A 14,575-nucleotide genomic window follows, 5' to 3' on the forward strand; every position below is an offset into this window, starting at 1 on the left:
TTGAGCACTTGCGCAACAGTTGAAGCCAATAGTGTCAGGCAATTCCTACAGAAATGTTACATAACCAAGACAGGCTAGCCTGTGGTGAACTGCAGCGAGGCCAGCCGGGCATACAGCGGGCTTTCTTCGATCAGCTGGCGATGTGTGCCAACTGCCACCACGCGCCCCTTGTCGATCACCGCGATGCGATCAGCGTGCTGCACCGTGGCCAGGCGGTGGGCGATTACCAGCGTGGTGCGACCGGCCATGAGGCTGGGAAGGGCTTGCTGGATCAGGTGTTCGCTTTGCGCGTCGAGGGCGCTGGTGGCCTCGTCCAACAACAGGATCGGCGCATCTACCAGCAACGCACGAGCAATTGCCAAGCGCTGCCGCTGCCCGCCAGAAAGGCCAATACCGCCCTCCCCCAGTTGTGTCTGGTAACCCTGCGGCAACTGCTGGATAAAGCCGTCGGCGTGCGCACCACGGGCCGCTGCTTCGACTTCCGCCAGCGTTGCTTCTGGCCGGCCATAGCGAATGTTGGCCTCTACCGTGCCACGAAACAACGAAGGGTTCTGCGCCACCAAGGCGAACTGCCGGCGCAGCTCGGCGGGGTCGAGTTGGGTAATTGCCTGCCCGTCGAGCAGGATGCGCCCCTGCTGAGGGTCGTAAAACCGCAGCAGCAGGTCGAACAGGGTGGATTTGCCAGCGCCCGAAGGCCCGACCAGCGCCACGGTCTGCCCCGGCTCGATTGTCAGGCTCAGGCCGTCGATGGCAGCCACTGTGGGCCGTGACGGGTAGGCAAAGTGCACCTGCTGTAACTCGATATGACCAGTCACACGGCCGTGCGGCAGCGAGGCCGCTGCGTGGGGCGGCAGAATCGCACTGCGCGCCGCCAACAGCTCGGCAATGCGCTCGGCCGCACCTGCGGCACGCTGCAGCTCGCCAATCACCTCGCTGAGGGTGCCGAAGGCGCTGCCGACGATCAGGCTATAGAACACGAAGGCGGCCAGTTCGCCTGCCGAAATACGCCCGGCGATCACGTCCATGCCGCCCACCCAGAGCATGACGCCCACAGCGCCCAGTACCAGCACGATGACCAGGGTGATCAGCCAGGCGCGCTGGGCAATACGCTGCCTGGCCACGTTGAAGGCCGCCTCGACAGTGCCCGCGAACAGCTCGCGATCGAGCGGTTGGTGGTTGTAGGCCTGGACGGTCTTGATCTGCCCAAGGGTCTCGGCCACGTAGCTGCCGACATCTGCCACGCGATCCTGGCTCTGCCGCGACAGGCTGCGCACACGACGGCCAAACAACAGGATCGGTGCTAGCACCAGTGGCAAGGCTACGACCACGATGCTGGTCAGCTTGGGGTTGGTGATAAACAGCAGCACCACACCCCCGATCACCATCAAGGCATTGCGCAGGAACATCGACAGCGAAGAGCCGATCACTGACTGCAGCAACGTGGTGTCGGCCGTCAGCCGCGACTGGATCTCGGAGCTGCGGTTGTCCTCGAAAAAGCCTGGGTGCAGGCCGACCAAATGATCGAACACCGCGCGGCGAATATCAGCCACACAGCGCTCGCCGATCCACGAGACCAGGTAGAAGCGGCTGAACGTCCCTACCGCCAGTGCCAGCACCAGCAGCAGGAACAGGCCTATGGTCTGGTTGAGCTGGTGCGCGGAACGGGTCATGAAACCCTGGTCCACCAGCAGGCGAATGCCCTGCCCCATCGACAGCGTGATAGCAGCGGTGACCACCAAGGCCAGCAACGCCAGCAGCATCTGCCGGCGGTACGGGCGAACGAATTGCCAACTCAGGCGCAAAGCGCGACGTTGACCTGCAGAAACGGATTCGGGCATGGCGGCAACCAAAACGGCGAGGATGCAGCAGACTACCACTCATCGGCACGGGAGGAGCGCCCGAGGGTGGCTATAGCTTTTCGATCTAAACAGCCTCTGGAGCTTTAGCGCCGTTTCTGTTGGACTGTTTCTGCCGTGACGCCCAAGGGGCTGTCACTGGCCAGTCATCGCACAGGGTTACCCTGAGTTTGAACCTGATGAGGAGACCGATATGAGCTTGCAACATGGCAGCGACACCGCAAAACCGCAGAACACCCCGCAACCTCAGGCGTGCGGTTCGATCATCGACGCCCACGGGCGCGAGGTTCCGATCACCGAGCAGATGATCCAGAAAGCCTGCGAGAAACTGGAACAAAGCCGGGTCGGAAAAGCCCAGAAGGGCTGATCGGCGAATTCATTACAACCCGGCGCGTGCGCCGGGTTTTTATTGCCCGTCACTCAGACCAACACCCCACCCAACGCACTGACCAACTGCGCCAGTTGCGGCGACTCGCCACGAATCCGCACCGCCAACCCTTCGACCTCACGTCGCGGCGGATACTGCTTGCGCAACTGATCGAAGGCCGCGCGCTGCTCGGCCGGGTCGTCGCTCAAGCTGCGGCGGAAGTCCGCGTCGTCACGGCGCGGGTCGTACACGGCGCGGCACAGGGTGGCCAAGGCCCAGGCCGGGTCGGTACTGGCATCGAGCTCGATCTGCGCCAGCGGCGGCTTGGGCAGCAGGTCGGCCAGGTTCACGCGCTCAGCTTGGCCGAGGAAGCGGCACAGCGCCTGATAGATCTGCGCCGTGCCACGCTGCCGGCCATCGAGGCTGTAGCCGGCGATGTGCGGCGACGCCAGCGTGCACAGGTCGGCCAGTTGCAGGTCGACCTGCGGTTCGCCTTCCCACACATCGAGCACGGCGTGCACGTCTTCACGGTCCAGCAGCAGCTCACGCAAGGCCGCGTTGTTTACCACCGGGCCACGGCTGGCGTTGATCAGCCACGCGCCGGGGCGCAGCTGCGCCAGTTGCGCCTGGCCCAGCAGGTGCCAGGTAGGGTGCTCGCCGCCGCGCTGCAAGGGGGTGTGCAGGCTGATGACATCGCACTGTTCCAGCACCGTCTCGAGGCTGACGTAATCGCCCCCTTCGGCGGCCTGACGCAGCGGGTCGCACACCAGCACCTTCCAGCCCAGGCCATGCAGTACACGCACCAGGCGGCCACCGACCTCCCCTGCGCCCACTACGCCATACGTGCGCGCGGGCAGCGCCACACCGTCCAGCTCGGCCAGGGTCAGCAGGCTGCCCAGCACGTAGTCCACTACACCGCGGGCATTACAGCCCGGCGCGCTGCTCCAGTGGATACCCGCTTCGGCAAAGTAGTCCAGGTCGAGGTGGTCGGTGCCGATGGTGCAAGTGCCGACAAAACGCACCCGGCTGCCTTCGAGCAGTTGGCGGTCGACCTTGGTCACCGAACGCACCAGCAGTACGTCGGCGTCCTTGACGCTGGCGGCATCGAGGCTTCTGCCCGGATAGCGGCGGATCTCGCCGAAACCTTCAAAGAAGGCATCGAGCAGCGGAATGTTCTCGTCGGCAACTATCAGCATGGCGCTCTCCTGTCAGGGGAACGCAGTGTAGGCGCTACGCGCGGCGTGTTCCAGAGCGGGTCAGTCGGCTTTCTTGCGGATCCAGTACAGGAAGGTGCCCGCATCCTCTTGCTGCTGCAGCAGCTCGTGGCCGAGGAAGTTGCAGAACTTGGGGATATCGCGGCGGGTCGACGGGTCGGTGGCGATGACCTTGAGCAGGCCACCAGCAGCCAGGTCCCGGACGTGCTGGTGCAGCATCATCACAGGCTCCGGGCAGTTCAGGCCGGTGGCATCGAGGACGGCGTCGGGGGTGAAGTCAGTCATGGGTGGCTCCAAAAATGATCGTCATTGTCGCGCATCGTGCGGCGCGGACCAAGGGCCACGCGCCGCACCTGCACTCAACGCGGCTTCAGGTCCAGCCTGCGCAGGTGGCAGGTCACTTCCTCACGGTCGTGATACAGCTGCTTGCAGGCGATCGAAACCCGGATCTTGCGCGCCTTGAACGTGGCTTCCATGCGGTCGAGCAGGCGCCGCACTTCGGCGTAACGCTGCTTCATCGGCAGCTTGAGGTTGACCACCGCCTCGCGGCACAGGCCTTCCCCCAGCCAGGTCTCGATCAGCGAAGTGGTCCGCGCCGGCTTCTCGACAATGTCGCAAACCATCCAGTCCACCGGCTGTTTCGGCTGCCAGGTAAACCCATCTGCCATCAGGTGCTGGACCAGCCCGGTGTCCATCAGGCTTTCGGCCATCGGGCCGTTGTCGATGGCGGTGACCAGCATGCCGCGGCGCACCAACTGGTAGGTCCAGCCACCCGGCGAGGCGCCGAGATCGACGCCGGTCATGTCGTCGCCCAGGCGCTGCTCCCACTGCTCGCGGGGGATGAACTGATGCCAGGCCTCTTCCAGCTTCAGGGTTGAACGGCTGGGCGCCTCACGGGGAAACTTCAGGCGCGGGATGCCCATCGGCCAGAGGGCGCTGTTGTTGCCTGTTGCCAGGCCAACAAACACGCGCCGGCCAGTGATGAAGGTCAGCAACAGCCGCGGGCGGCTGGCGTCTTCGACCAGGCGGCCGGCCTTTTCCAGGGCCTTGCGCAGGGGCACTTCGAATTTGCGGCAGAACGTCGACAGTTCCTTGCCGTCGTTGCTGTCGAGCACCTCCAGCCACAGGCTGCCGAAGACAGGCAGGTCGGCCAGGTGCTCCAGCAACACGCTGATGCGGTCGCTCTCTGGCAATTCGACATAACCGCCACGGGCCCACTGACGTGGGAAAATCAGCTCAGCGAAGCGCAGTTCCCCCATCAGTCGCTCGGCGCCGTTGGCCTCGGTGCAGACAAACTCGGCGCTGGCGCTCTGCGGTTTGCCTTTGGCATAGCCGGCAACCCCCAGGCGGGCAGCGTGTTCGCTGATTTCGGCGCAGACCTCGCCCTCGAAACCGGGCCGGCAATGCATGAACAGGGTACTCATCTCTCACTCCACTACGGCGGGCGCGCAACAGGCGCCGGCAGGGCGGCGATAATAAAGGAAGTTCGGAACCTGCGACACGTCCCGCCGGTCCAGAAAAGGGTCAGCCAAGCCAAACCGGTCTAACCTGACCATTCAGCCAGGTCCGTACCGTGCGGATCGAAACAGAGCGGTGACACCGGCAAACACCCGATTTGCCGGGCACCGGCGCAGAAGGAGTTGGCAATGCCCTCGCTCGATAGCCTGAACACGCTCAAAACCCTCAAGGTCGATGACCTTACGTATCACTATTACAGCCTTACCGAGGCCGCCCGCCAGCTGGGCGACCTGCAACGCCTGCCCATGTCGCTGAAAGTGTTGCTGGAAAACCTGCTGCGCTGGGAGGACGGCAAGACCGTCACCGGCGATGACCTGCGCGCCATCGCCCAATGGCTGGAGGCGCGCCGCTCCGACCGGGAAATCCAGTACCGGCCGGCCAGGGTGCTGATGCAGGACTTCACCGGCGTGCCCGCCGTGGTCGACCTGGCGGCCATGCGTGCCGCCATGGCCAAGGCCGGTGGCGACCCGCAGCGGATCAACCCGCTGTCGCCGGTCGACCTGGTGATCGACCACTCGGTGATGGTCGACCGCTACGCCACCCCCGAGGCCTTCACCCAGAACGTCGACATCGAGATGCAGCGCAATGGCGAACGCTACGCCTTTTTGCGCTGGGGCCAGAACGCCTTCGACAACTTCCGCGTCGTGCCGCCGGGCACCGGCATCTGCCACCAGGTCAACCTGGAATACCTGGGCCGCACCGTCTGGACCCGCGACGAAGACGGCCGCACCTACGCCTTCCCAGACACCCTGGTCGGCACCGATTCGCACACCACCATGATCAACGGCCTGGGCGTGCTGGGCTGGGGTGTTGGCGGCATCGAGGCCGAGGCGGCCATGCTCGGCCAGCCGGTGTCGATGCTGATCCCGGAAGTGATCGGCTTCAAACTCACCGGCAAGCTGCGTGAAGGCATCACCGCCACCGACCTGGTGCTGACCGTGACACAAATGCTGCGCAAGAAGGGCGTGGTGGGCAAGTTCGTCGAATTCTACGGCGACGGCCTGGCCGACCTGCCCCTGGCCGACCGCGCCACCATCGCCAACATGGCCCCCGAGTATGGTGCCACCTGCGGCTTCTTCCCGGTCGACGAGGTGACCCTCGACTACCTGCGGCTTTCTGGCCGCCCGAAGGCAACGGTGCAACTGGTCGAGCAGTATTGCAAAGCACAAGGCCTGTGGCGCCTGCCAGGCCAGGAACCGCTGTTCAGCGACACGCTGGCGCTGGACATGGACGAGGTCGAGGCCAGCCTGGCCGGGCCCAAGCGCCCTCAGGACCGCGTCGCCCTGGGCCAGGTCAGCCAAGCGTTCAACCACTTCATCGAACTGCAGCCCAAGCCGCTGGCCAAGGAAGTCGGCCGCCTGGAAAGTGAAGGCGGCGGCGGTGTGGCGGTGGGCAACGCCGACCAGGCGGGCGAAATCGACTACAGCCACGCTGGCCAGACCCACACCCTGCGTGATGGCGCGGTGGTGATCGCCGCGATCACCTCGTGCACCAACACCTCCAACCCAAGCGTGATGATGGCCGCCGGGCTGGTGGCGAAAAAGGCCCTGGAAAAAGGCCTGCAGCGCAAACCTTGGGTCAAGAGCTCGCTGGCCCCTGGCTCCAAGGTGGTCACCGACTACTTCGAGGCAGCCGGGCTGACGCCGTACCTGAATGAGTTGGGCTTTGACCTGGTGGGCTATGGCTGCACCACTTGCATCGGCAACTCCGGCCCACTGGATGAGGCGATCGAGAAAGCCATTGGCAGCGCCGACCTGACCGTGGCCTCGGTGCTCTCGGGTAACCGTAACTTCGAGGGCCGCGTGCACCCGCTGGTCAAGACCAACTGGTTGGCGTCGCCGCCGCTGGTGGTGGCCTATGCCCTGGCCGGTAGCGTGCGCGTGGACCTTACCCGCGATTCACTGGGTACCGGCAAGGACGGCAAGCCGGTGTACCTGCGCGACATCTGGCCCAGCCAACAGGAAATCGCCGCCGCCGTGGCCAAGGTCGACACCGCGATGTTCCACAAGGAGTACGCCGAAGTCTTCGAGGGCGATGCACAGTGGCAGGCCATCGAGGTGCCGCAAGCGGCCACCTACGTCTGGCAGGACGCGTCCACCTACATCCAGCACCCGCCGTTCTTCGACGGCATCGGCGGGCCGCCGCCAGCGATCAAGGACATCCAAGGGGCACGCATCCTGGCCCTGCTGGGCGACTCGGTCACCACCGACCACATCTCCCCGGCCGGCAACATCAAGGCCGACAGCCCTGCCGGGCGCTACCTGCGCGACAAGGGTGTGGAGCCACGGGACTTCAACTCCTACGGTTCGCGGCGGGGTAACCATGAGGTGATGATGCGCGGCACGTTTGCCAACATCCGTATCCGCAACGAGATGCTCTCGGGCGAGGAAGGCGGCAACACCTTGTACGTGCCCACGGGTGAAAAACTGTCGATCTACGATGCCGCCATGCGCTATCAGGCAGAAGGCACGCCGCTGGTGGTGATCGCCGGCCAGGAATACGGCACCGGCTCCAGCCGCGACTGGGCCGCCAAAGGGACCAACCTGCTGGGGGTCAAAGCAGTGCTGGCGGAAAGCTTCGAGCGTATCCACCGTTCAAACCTGGTGGGCATGGGCGTGCTGCCGTTGCAGTTCAACACCGGGCACGATCGTAAGCAACTGGCGTTGACCGGAAAAGAGAAGATCGATGTGCTGGGCCTGAACGACGTGCACATTCGACCGGGCATGAGCCTGAAACTGCGCATCACTCGTGAGGACGGGCAACAGGAGCAGATCGACGTGCTGTGCCGGATCGATACCTTGAATGAGGTCGAGTACTTCAAGGCCGGGGGGATCTTGCATTACGTGTTACGTCAGCTGATCGCTGAGGGGTAGGTATGACGGTGGTTCTGCGGCGCTCGATCTCACAAGCGACAACGCTCTAATGGCGTACACAATACACCGCCTCCCCAATCACGCACCACTAGGATGCTGGCTCTTTGCCGCCCACTAAGTCATCATCCGACCCGCTCGTCATAAATTAGCAATAATGCCGCTATCTTCATCGAAATCAGCCGCTCCCTAGCGCAAATCAGAAGATGGCTCATTGCCACAAATCAAGCAGATTAAATATCCATTCAATAAAACCAGTGGCTTGCCGATACCTCACCAAAGCCTTGCGGATTCTTGCGGATTACCCACCCATGCGTAACAACCAGCCGATTACCCAGAGAGAACGGACTTTCCCTGCCCAGCAGCGGTTGATCTCCACCACCAACGCCAAGGGCGTGATCAGCTACTGCAATGACGCGTTCATCGACATCAGTGGCTTTACCCGCGAGGAGCTGACCGGCGCGCCGCACAACCTGGTGCGTCACCCTGACGTGCCGGCCGCGGTGTTTGCCCACATGTGGCAGACCCTCAAGCAAGGCCAGCCGTGGATGGGCATCGTCAAGAACCGCTGCAAAAACGGTGACCACTACTGGGTCAACGCTTATGTCACGCCGGTTTTCGACAACAACCAGGTGGTCGGCTTCGAGTCGGTGCGGGTCAAGCCCACCGCCGAACAGATCCGCCGTGCCGAAGCGCTTTACCAGCGCCTCAACCAGGGCAAGTCGGCGGTGCCACGTCGCGATCAGTGGCTGCCGATTCTGCAGGACTGGCTGCCGTTCATCCTGGTCAGCCAGGTGGGCTTCCTGATCGGCAACTGGCTGGGCCACTCCTGGGGCTTTGGCCTGGCCGCCGCCCTGTCGGTACCACTCGGCCTGCTCGGGCTGACCTGGCAACAGCGTGGCCTCAAGCGCCTGCTACGGCTGGCCGAGCAAACCACCTCCGACCCGCTGATCGCGCAGATGTATACCGACAGCCGTGGGGTTCAGGCCCGCCTGGAAATGGCCATGCTCAGCCAGGATGCACGCATGAAGACCTGCCTGACGCGGCTGCAGGACAGTGCCGAACACCTCAGCGAACAGGCACGGCAATCCGACGCCCTGGCCCACCAGAGCTCATCCGGGCTGGAGCGCCAACGCGTGGAAACCGAACAAGTGGCAGCCGCCGTCAACCAAATGGCCGCCACCACCCAGGAAGTGGCCAACCACGTACAGCGCACCGCCGACGCCACCCAGGAAGCCAATCGCCTGACCAGCCAGGGCCGGCAGATTGCCGGTGAGACCCGCGAAGCCATCGAGCGCTTGTCGGCCGCCGTGGGTGAAACTGGCCAGACGGTGACGCAATTGGCCAAGGACAGTGACGAAATCGGCGGTGTGGTCGATGTGATCAAAGGCATCGCCGACCAGACCAACTTGCTGGCACTGAACGCTGCCATCGAAGCGGCCCGCGCCGGTGAGATGGGCCGTGGCTTTGCCGTCGTGGCCGATGAAGTACGCCAGTTGGCCCAGCGCACCGCCGAGTCCACCGGGCAGATCCACAACCTGATCGCCAAGCTGCAGCAGACCGCCAGCAATGCGGTGCTGACCATGGAAACCGGCCATCGCCAGGCGCAGGAAGGGGTCGACCGGGTGATGCAGGCCGATGAGGCTTTGGTCGGGATCAGCGAAGCGGTGGCCAACATCACCGACATGGCGACCCAGATCGCCGCCGCTACCGAAGAGCAGACCGCTGTGGCCGACGAGATCAGCCGCAACATCAGCACCATCGCCACCCTGGCCGACCAGACCGCCGAACAGGCCCAGCACTCGGCACAGCTCAGCGAAGAGCTGACCAGCACGGCGGGGAGCCAGTACTCGCTGGTGGAGCGCTTCAACCGCTGAGACGCTGCGCTTTTGTAAGAGCAGCCTTGTGCTGCGAAGAGGCCGGTGTGGGCTGCAGATACCTGCCCTGCCTGTACCGGCCTCTTCGCAGCGCAAGGCTGCTCCTACAGAGACCGCGGATGGCAGATTGGGGCGTTACCAGTCCAGGCGCAACCGGGTCTCAAAGTAGCGCTCTTCCCCCGTCAACGGGTCATCAAAACGCAAGCTCTGCGCCAGCAGCTTCAACGGCTTTTGGTAATCGTCTTCGACCTGGAGCAGTTCGGGGTAGAACGGGTCGTTGCAGATCGCCGCCCCCAACGCCGCCATGTGTACACGCAACTGATGGGTCTTGCCGGTTACAGGCGACAAACCGTAACGCCACAGATCGCCCTGCGTTTCCAGCACTTGGGCAAAGGTTTCGCTGTTGTCCGCGCCCTCGACCTCATGCATGCGAAAAAACGGCTCGCCATGCACCAGACGGCTTTTATGCACTAGCGGGAACTCATGCTGCGGCATGGCTGCGGCGATGGCCTGGTAGCGCTTATCGATCCGTCGCTCGGGGAACAAGCGCTGATACGCACTGCGAGTCTGCGGATTGGCAGAGAACAGGACCAGCCCTGCGGTATGCCGGTCGATGCGGTGCAATGGCACCAGGTGCGGATTGTCCAGGCGCCGGATCAGCCGGCGCAACAGGGTCTGCTCGACGTATTCACCGGTGGGGGTAACCGGCAGAAAATGCGGTTTATCAGCGACCACCAAATGCTCATCCACGTGCAGGACGGCCTCCTGCACAGGGATAGGCCGCTCGTTCGGCACCTCGCGAAAATAATGCAAGCGCATGCCACGTCGGTAAGCCAGTTCGGCAGGGATGGCCTGCCCCTGGGCATCCAGCACCCGGCCACGGGCAAAGCGGTCAAGCCACTGCGCACGATCAATGGCCTTGAAATGGTCACACAGGCAATCGAGCACCGTCGCCCAGTTGCCGGGGGGCAGGCACACCGTGCTGGCTTGCTGGCGGGCGGGGTCGAAAGGCGGGGTCATGGCAGCGCTCGAAAGGTACAAGGCCGCGCATTATCCCCCAAGCCCGCCACCTCAACCAGCCTGATCCCGCGCCTCGCTGCGCTCCTTCAACCAGCGCAGCACCTGCACCGCCTCCCAGCGGCCGGGGTCATACAAGGCATACAACAACCCCTGATAACCCACCACATCCAGCCCACGGTGGTAGCCGGCACGCTGGAACAAGGCCTCGATTTCGGCAAAACAGGTGTTGAAGTGGACCTTGCCGAACGGTGTACGGTCATCGGTCACCAGGCCCTCGAGGCGCAGTTCCAGAACGGCGTCGCACACCCGCTCGACAGGCATGCGGTTGACGCTGTACTTGAGTTGCTCGACGTTGAGCATAGCTTTACCTCGGATACTGTATTTATATACAGCATACGGACTTGCCCTCGTCGTCGTCAATTCACCCTCGGCTCATTGCAGCCCCGGCAGGTACCCCGTGCCCTTACGAATGGTCAGCACTTGGCGCCGTGGGGTGCCATTGACCACGGACAGATGCACCCACCGGTCAAACTCCAGGATCAACTGGTCGAAAGGCACGTCGCTGTCGCAGATCTTGCGTACCGCATCCCGCGGGCTGACTTTAATCACTGTGAAGTCGGCCGCCAGCCCCAGCACATGCTGACTGGTCGGTGAACCGCCGATACGCCGGTTGAGTGCACTGCTGCGGTAACCGCTGCTGACGATAACCGGTGTGCCGAACAGCGCGCGTATCCTTTCAAGCGCGCCACACAGCACCTGCAAATTGGCCAGTGCCTCGGGCGTTGGGGTGTTGTCGAGCCCTTCCCTTGCGGCAATTTGTGAAACGGTCATCTCATCCAGGGTGAAATGAGGGGTAATGAACATGGTTGAATTCTCGATGACAGTGTAAGGACACCGGCAGCAGTGCGCCGGCACCTGATCATCGACCTGCAGTCTCAACCATGGCGTGAGGCAATCATTCCCCTGATGCCTTCACGGCGCGAGAAACGTCACCACTTGCTCGGCATCGAACGGCCAGTGCAGCTCAGCGCCGGTGTCACACCGCCGCAGCACGGGAATGATCAGGCCGTAGCGTTCGAACATGGCCTCGTTATCGGCAATGTCGACCAGTTCCACCAACAGGCCATGGTCGACGAAAGGCATCAGCACGGCCTCGGCCACTTCGCACAGGTGGCAGCCGAGGGTGCCGAACAGTTGGCATTCAGGCAGCATGGGGCGGGTCTCGGTTTGGCTTTGGAAAAGCCTATTCTAGGTCTGTACCGCCCTGCGCGCACCTGACCTCGCTCAATCCTGACTGGTTGCACCGATGCGGTGCAGCGACAGGTCCGCGCCCTGGAACTCCTGCTCGTGGCTCAAGCGCAAGCCGTGCACTGCGCGGATTGCACCGTAGATGGTAAAGCCCCCCAGCAATGCCACCAGCACACCCATCAAGCTGCCCAGTAATTGGCTGACCAGGCTCACGCCACCCATGCCACCCAGCGCCGCCTGGCCGAACACGCCGCAGGCAATGCCACCCCACACGCCACACAGGCCGTGCAACGGCCACACGCCCAGCACGTCGTCGATTTTCCAGCGGTTCTGCGCCGCGGTAAAACTCCAGACGAACAGCACCCCGGCCACCAGGCCGGTGGCCAGCGCGCCAATCGGGTGCATCAGGTCGGAGCCAGCACAAATCGCCACCAGCCCGGCCAGCGGCCCGTTATGCAAGAACCCTGGGTCATTACGCCCGGCCAGCAGCGCCGCCAAGGTGCCCCCGACCATGGCCAGTAACGAGTTGATCGCCACCAGGCCGCTGACCCCCTGTAAGGTCTGGGCGCTCATGACATTGAAGCCGAACCAGCCAATGATCAGGATCCACGACCCCAGCGCCAGGAACGGAATGCTCGACGGTGCGAAGGCCACCAGGCGCCCATCGCGGTACCGCCCGCGCCGGGCGCCCAGCAGCACGACAGCGGCCAGTGCCAGCCAGCCGCCCATGGCATGCACCACGACGGAACCAGCAAAGTCATGGAACGGCGCGCCAAAGCGTGCCTGCAGCCAAGCCTGCACACCCAGGTTGCCGTTCCACACCACGCCTTCGAAGAACGGGTAGACAAACGCCACGATCAACGCCGTGGCACACAGCTGCGGGACAAAACGCGCCCGCTCGGCAATCCCTCCAGAGATGATCGCCGGGATGGCCGCCGCGAACGTCAACAGAAAGAAGCATTTGACCAGCGCATAGCCATGGTCGGCTGCCAGTGCCGTCGCCGGCTGGAAGAAGTTCACGCCATAGGCGATCCAGTAGCCGATGAAGAAGTACACCAACGCCGAGATGGCAAAGTCGCTGAGAATCTTCGACAAAGCATTCACCTGGTTCTTGTGCCGCACGGTACCCACTTCGAGAAAAGCGAAGCCAGCATGCATGGCCAGCACCAGAATGGCGCCCATGAGGATGAACAGGGTATTCGAACCGTGGACCAGAGAGTCCATCGCGCTGTGCATGTGTTCCATGAAATAGGCAGACCTGCTGAAATGGCACCAGGACAGTTCAAGAACCTGCATCCCTGCACCGAATCGGTGCCAGCCCCCTGCCCTATTGGATGACATGGGCGAGGCCTGCGTGGTTTTTTCTTGGGTTTGTCGTGGATTGGGTTAAGGTTTAACGGTACACGTCACGCAGGGTGCCCTGAATCGGCGCAATGCCCGCCGGTGGCGCCCCGCAACGTGGCAAAGACCTAGCAAAGCCCATACCAGCACAGGCACTTGAACCTTCCGCGCGTGCTATCACTCGAACTACCATCACACATTGACAGGGAGAGACCCCATGGCCAGCAAATCGGCAAAGACTGCGCAAGAGATATTGATGGCTGACTTCCAGGCCCTGGTCCGCGATACCGAGAAGCTGCTTGCCGACACGGCCAACCTGGCCGGCGACCAAGCGGATGAATTGCGCGAGCAGATCCACGACCGCCTGACCCAGGCCCGCGAAACCCTGCAATTGACCCAGGAATCGGTGCGCGACCGTGGCCAGGCGGCCCTCGGCAGCGCCGAGCAGTACGTACAGGAGAACCCCTGGCAGGCCATCGGTATCGCCGCAGGCGTCGGTCTGTTGATCGGCTTGCTGGCCAGGCGCTGAGAGGTCACCCATGGAGAATGACGCCATCGGCACCAGCGCTTCCGGCAAGCGCCTGGGCGCGGCCATGCTCGGGCTGCTGCACAGCCACATCGAACTGTTCGGGATTGAGCTGCAGGAACAGAAAGGCCGCACCTTGAGCTTGTTGCTGTTCGCAGGCTTGGCACTGGTGTTCGCCCTGCTCTTGCTGACAGCGCTGTCAGGGTTGCTGTTGGTGCTGCTGTGGGACAGTTATCGCCTGGCGGGCATCATCGGCCTGTGCGTGTTCTATGGATTAGCCGCGCTGTACTGCGGGTTGCGTTTGAAAGCGGCAGTGTTCGACGAGTCATCGCCTTTCGGCGCGACCCTCGAAGAACTCGCCAAGGACCGGGAGCGCCTGTTGCCATGAGCCTGCCTGAACTCCCCAACACCCGTAACCCACGCGAACTGCGCAAAGCGCTGCTGCGCCTGCGCATGGAGATGCACCGCCAGGAAATCCGCCACGAGTCGGGGCAACTGCTCGAACCCCTGCAGCGCATACGCGGCATGGGCAGTTCGCTGCACGGGGGGCTTGGCATCAAACACGCCCCGCTGTGGGGCATTGGCGCCGTGGTCGCCTTGGGCTTTTTGACCGGCAAGGGCGTGCGCAGCGGCAACCTCACCCGGCTGGTGCGCCTAAGCAGCAGCTTGCTGCCGCTGATCCGCCTGTACCTGCAAAATGGCCGGCGACCCTGACATTTAGCCCTCAACGCGCCCCGT

At 63.4% G+C, this 14,575-nt stretch carries 15 protein-coding genes; 6 read left to right on the top strand and 9 right to left on the bottom strand.

Annotated elements, in window-relative coordinates; translation table 11 throughout:
* Positions 1-74: 74 nt before the first annotated feature.
* Positions 75-1,838, bottom strand: a complete 1,764-nt coding sequence (locus HU764_RS17920; protein ID WP_186704094.1) for an ABC transporter transmembrane domain-containing protein — start codon at positions 1,836-1,838, stop codon at positions 75-77.
* A 211-nt stretch (positions 1,839-2,049) separates the two neighbouring features.
* Between HU764_RS17920 and HU764_RS17925 the strand changes: the two genes are divergently transcribed.
* Positions 2,050-2,223 (top strand): PA1571 family protein, encoded by a 174-nt coding sequence (locus HU764_RS17925; protein WP_186682357.1) that lies wholly within the window; start codon positions 2,050-2,052, stop codon positions 2,221-2,223.
* 53 nt (positions 2,224-2,276) lie between these two features.
* Here HU764_RS17925 and pdxB read toward each other — a convergent pair whose 3' ends face one another.
* The 3 genes from pdxB to rlmM all read right to left on the bottom strand — a co-directional run bounded on the left by pdxB (position 2,277) and on the right by rlmM (position 4,861).
* Positions 2,277-3,419 carry a 4-phosphoerythronate dehydrogenase PdxB gene (gene pdxB / locus HU764_RS17930; RefSeq protein WP_099430052.1) on the bottom strand — a complete coding sequence of 381 codons (1,143 nt, stop codon included), beginning with the start codon at positions 3,417-3,419 and terminating at the stop codon, positions 2,277-2,279.
* Between the two features lie 60 nt (positions 3,420-3,479).
* Entirely contained in the window at positions 3,480-3,722 is a 243-nt protein-coding gene (tusA, locus tag HU764_RS17935; RefSeq protein ID WP_027596647.1) for a sulfurtransferase TusA, read from the bottom strand.
* Between the two features lie 74 nt (positions 3,723-3,796).
* Complete coding sequence (rlmM, locus tag HU764_RS17940; RefSeq protein WP_186704093.1) at positions 3,797-4,861, bottom strand: 23S rRNA (cytidine(2498)-2'-O)-methyltransferase RlmM; 1,065 nt, start codon at positions 4,859-4,861, stop codon at positions 3,797-3,799.
* A 222-nt stretch (positions 4,862-5,083) separates the two neighbouring features.
* Here rlmM and acnA point away from each other — a divergent pair, with 222 nt between their 5' ends.
* Together acnA and HU764_RS17950 are read left to right on the top strand one after the other, a co-directional pair.
* Positions 5,084-7,828, top strand: coding sequence for an aconitate hydratase AcnA (acnA, locus tag HU764_RS17945; RefSeq protein ID WP_186704092.1), 2,745 nt, complete (start codon positions 5,084-5,086; stop codon positions 7,826-7,828).
* Positions 7,829-8,136: 308 nt separating this feature from the next.
* Positions 8,137-9,702 carry a methyl-accepting chemotaxis protein gene (locus HU764_RS17950; protein WP_027596650.1) on the top strand — a complete coding sequence of 522 codons (1,566 nt, stop codon included), beginning with the start codon at positions 8,137-8,139 and terminating at the stop codon, positions 9,700-9,702.
* Positions 9,703-9,837: 135 nt separating this feature from the next.
* Here HU764_RS17950 and HU764_RS17955 read toward each other — a convergent pair whose 3' ends face one another.
* From HU764_RS17955 to HU764_RS17975, 5 genes are all read right to left on the bottom strand, one after another.
* Positions 9,838-10,722 carry a pseudouridine synthase gene (locus HU764_RS17955; protein WP_186704091.1) on the bottom strand — a complete coding sequence of 295 codons (885 nt, stop codon included), beginning with the start codon at positions 10,720-10,722 and terminating at the stop codon, positions 9,838-9,840.
* Positions 10,723-10,773: 51 nt separating this feature from the next.
* Positions 10,774-11,082: a hypothetical protein gene (locus tag HU764_RS17960; protein WP_027596652.1), complete on the bottom strand. Its 309-nt coding sequence runs from the start codon at positions 11,080-11,082 to the stop codon at positions 10,774-10,776.
* A gap of 72 nt (positions 11,083-11,154) precedes the next feature.
* Complete coding sequence (locus tag HU764_RS17965) at positions 11,155-11,586, bottom strand: D-Ala-D-Ala carboxypeptidase family metallohydrolase (protein ID WP_186704090.1); 432 nt, start codon at positions 11,584-11,586, stop codon at positions 11,155-11,157.
* A 108-nt stretch (positions 11,587-11,694) separates the two neighbouring features.
* The gene (locus tag HU764_RS17970; protein ID WP_099430055.1) at positions 11,695-11,934 is read right to left on the bottom strand and encodes a glutaredoxin family protein; all 240 of its coding nucleotides are present in this window, start codon (positions 11,932-11,934) and stop codon (positions 11,695-11,697) included.
* 72 nt (positions 11,935-12,006) lie between these two features.
* Complete coding sequence (locus tag HU764_RS17975) at positions 12,007-13,215, bottom strand: ammonium transporter (protein WP_027596654.1); 1,209 nt, start codon at positions 13,213-13,215, stop codon at positions 12,007-12,009.
* Positions 13,216-13,528: 313 nt separating this feature from the next.
* Here HU764_RS17975 and HU764_RS17980 point away from each other — a divergent pair, with 313 nt between their 5' ends.
* Genes HU764_RS17980 through HU764_RS17990 form a run of 3 tightly spaced genes read left to right on the top strand, consistent with a single transcriptional unit; the run spans position 13,529 to position 14,551 of the window.
* On the top strand, positions 13,529-13,840 hold the full coding sequence (locus tag HU764_RS17980; protein WP_027596655.1) for an ElaB/YgaM/YqjD family protein: 312 nt from the start codon (positions 13,529-13,531) through the stop codon (positions 13,838-13,840).
* 10 nt (positions 13,841-13,850) lie between these two features.
* The gene (locus HU764_RS17985; protein WP_027596656.1) at positions 13,851-14,225 is read left to right on the top strand and encodes a phage holin family protein; all 375 of its coding nucleotides are present in this window, start codon (positions 13,851-13,853) and stop codon (positions 14,223-14,225) included.
* Positions 14,222-14,551: a hypothetical protein gene (locus HU764_RS17990; protein WP_085274197.1), complete on the top strand. Its 330-nt coding sequence runs from the start codon at positions 14,222-14,224 to the stop codon at positions 14,549-14,551. Before HU764_RS17985 ends, HU764_RS17990 begins: the two co-directional genes overlap by 4 nt.
* The last annotated feature ends 24 nt before the right edge of the window (positions 14,552-14,575 follow it).

It is taken from the genome of Pseudomonas kermanshahensis (genome assembly GCF_014269205.2).
GTDB classification, from domain to species: domain Bacteria; phylum Pseudomonadota; class Gammaproteobacteria; order Pseudomonadales; family Pseudomonadaceae; genus Aquipseudomonas; species Aquipseudomonas kermanshahensis.